At 37.7% G+C, this 1,142-nt stretch carries 1 protein-coding gene; it reads left to right on the top strand.

Features of this window, described 5'->3' with window-relative positions; translation table 11 throughout:
- Positions 1-103: 103 nt before the first annotated feature.
- Positions 104-1,142, top strand: a 1,039-nt coding sequence (locus ACFQ8E_RS22010) for an IS256-like element ISBsu2 family transposase (RefSeq protein WP_430552653.1), incomplete at its 3' end; no start/stop codon positions are given.

Below are 1,142 nucleotides of genomic sequence, written 5' to 3'. Positions count from 1 at the left end.
CAATTGGGGGAGTGTAATATTAACTGTGTAAGTAAGGAATGCGTACGGTTCCTTACTCACACAGTTTTTTATTTGATAGAATAATAAGTATAAAGCTAAAGGAGTGGTTTCAGTGGGGAAATTGAAAAGAGATCCGAACTCCGTAGAATTAGCTAACAAGATTATCGAACAGTATCAGCCTAAATCAGTAGAAGATATGCAAGAAGCATTAAAAGACATATTTGGTCCCATGTTTGAGTCAATGCTAAAAGGTGAAATGAATCACCATTTGGGCTATGAATCCAATGACAAGGGAGAAAAAGAAACAAGAAATAGAAGAAATGGATATGGCAAAAAGATCGTGAAAACAACGGCAGGAGAAGTTGAAATTGCAGTCCCCCGTGATCGTGATGGTTCATTTGAACCGCAGTTGATTCCAAAGCGTAAAAGAGATGTATCCTCTATAGAGGATAAGGTCATTTCGATGTATGCCAGAGGAATGTCACAACGAGACATTTCTTCCACGATAGAAGACATCTATGGCTTTTCTGTATCTCATGAAATGGTATCCGACATTACGGATACTGTACTTCCTAATTTAGAAGAGTGGCAAAATCGTCCCTTAAGTAACTGTTACCCTTTTGTGTTTGTCGATTGTCTTTACACAACCATTCGTAATGACTATGAAACGAAGAAGTATGCCGTTTACACAATACTAGGATATACCATAGAAGGTAAAAAGGACATTCTAGGTTTGTGGTTGAATGAAACGGAAAGTAAACATAAATGGATGCAAATTTTTGATGAAATCAAATCTCGTGGTGTAGAAGATATCTTCTTTCTCTCAATGGATGGCGTTAGTGGTCTGGAAGAAGGAGCACGTGCGATTTTTCCTGATGTGACCGTACAGAGATGTATTGTTCATTTAATTCGAAATTCGATTAAGTATATACCAAGTAAAGACTACAAGCCTTTTACTGCTGCCTTAAAGAAAGTGTATGGAGCTCCAAGCCTTAAGGCTTGTCACAGTGCATTTGAATCTTTTGAAAAGCAGTGGTCTACGTACCCTGGAGCTGTAGACGTATGGAAACGAAACTTTTCTCATGTGGAACAACTTTTCGATTATGGTGGTAATATTCGTAAAATCATGTACACTACAAATG

The sequence above is a fragment of the Isoptericola sp. NPDC056573 genome (assembly GCF_042793335.1).
Lineage (GTDB): Bacteria > Actinomycetota > Actinomycetes > Actinomycetales > Cellulomonadaceae > Isoptericola.
Note: the sequence above shows the minus strand (reverse complement) of the source record. Positions and strands in the feature narration are given on the sequence as shown.